Here is a 1,525-nt window from a genome sequence, read left to right on the forward strand (position 1 = left end):
ACGGGCCCATGACGGCGACCCCCTCGCCTCCGTCCGACAGGCACTGCCCGGTGGCGACGTTCCGCAACCGCTGCGCGATCGCCGGGCCGCTCACGTCCCACTGCTGCCGCGTGCTCCCGGCGGCGACCGGCGAAGGCGCGACGGGCGCCGGGGCGGGCGCGGCCTGCGCCGGGGGCGCCACCCCCTGGTCGCCCGCGGCCCGGCCCCCGCCGAAGCCCCTCTCCAACCGGTCCAGGCGGCTGAGCAACGCCCCCTCGTCCCCGTACGCCGCGGGCAGCAGCACGCGGGCGCAGATCAGCTCCAGCTGGAGCCGCGGCGAGGTGGCGCCCCGCATCTCCGTCAGCCCCGTGTTGACCAGGTCGGCGGCCCGGCTCAGCTCCGCGGGGCCGAGGGTCCCCGCCTGCGCGCTCATCCGCTCCAGCACATCCGCCGGAACATCGATCAGCCCCTTGTCCGCCGCGTCCGGCACGGCCGCAAGGATCAACAGGTCCCGCAGCCGCTCCAGCAGGTCCGTCACGAACCGCCGCGGATCGTGGCCGCCCTCGATCACCCGGTCCACGACCCCGAACGCCGCCGCGCCGTCCCCCGCCGCGAAGGCGTCGACCACCGCGTCCAGCAGCGTCCCGTCCGTGTACCCGAGCAGGGCCGTGGCCATCTCGTAGGTGACCCCATCCTCCCCGGCCCCGGCGAGCAGCTGGTCCATCACGGACATGGAGTCCCGCACCGACCCGGCCCCGGCCCGCACCACGAGCGGCAGCACGGCGCCGTCCACCGGGATCGCCTCGTGCTCGCACACCTCCCCCAGGTAGTCCCGCAGCGTCCCCGGCGGGACGAGGCGGAACGGGTAGTGGTGCGTGCGCGACCTGATGGTGCCGATGACCTTCTCGGGCTCGGTCGTGGCGAAGATGAACTTCAGGTGCTCCGGCGGCTCCTCCACCACCTTCAGCAGGGCGTTGAACCCCGCCGGGGTGACCATGTGCGCCTCGTCGATGATGTAGATCTTGTACCGGCTGGCCGCGGGCCCGAAGAACGCCTTCTCCCGCAACTCCCTGGCATCGTCCACGCCCCCGTGGGAGGCGGCGTCGATCTCGATCACATCGATGGAACCGGGCCCGTTCCGCGCGAGATCGAGACAGGACTGGCACTCCCCGCAGGGCGTGGGCGTGGGCCCCTGCACACAGTTGAGACAACGGGCCAGGATGCGCGCGCTGGTCGTCTTGCCACAGCCCCGCGGCCCGCTGAAGAGATACGCGTGGTTGACCCGGTTGTTCCGCAGGGCCTGCTGGAGTGGCACGGTGACGTGCTCCTGCCCGATGACCTCGGCGAAGGTCTCGGGTCGGTAGCGGCGGTACAGCGCGAGGGAGGACACACCACTGACGATATAGGCCGCCACTGACATACGAAGGGCCCCTCACGCACCCACCAGAGCCCGCCTACCCTTGCTGCCTTCCGGCCCTGGGGGAGTTCAGCGAGATAGCGCCGCGTGAGGGGCTTCCGCCACCCTACCGGATCCACGCCCCCCAGT

General features: G+C 72.5%; 1 protein-coding gene and 1 other RNA gene. Both read right to left on the reverse strand.

Translation table 11 applies throughout. The features are described from left to right. On the reverse strand, nt 1-1,369 hold a 1,369-nt coding region (locus ADY01_RS35545), incomplete at its 3' end, for a DNA polymerase III subunit gamma and tau (protein ID WP_234320551.1). A gap of 30 nt (nt 1,370-1,399) precedes the next feature. Further along, an RNA gene (gene ffs / locus ADY01_RS36425) (signal recognition particle sRNA small type) lies at nt 1,400-1,496 on the reverse strand. Nucleotides 1,497-1,525 lie beyond the last annotated feature (29 nt).

This window comes from Streptomyces sp. SBT349, from assembly GCF_001083795.1.
Taxonomy (GTDB): Bacteria; Actinomycetota; Actinomycetes; order Streptomycetales; family Streptomycetaceae; genus Streptomyces.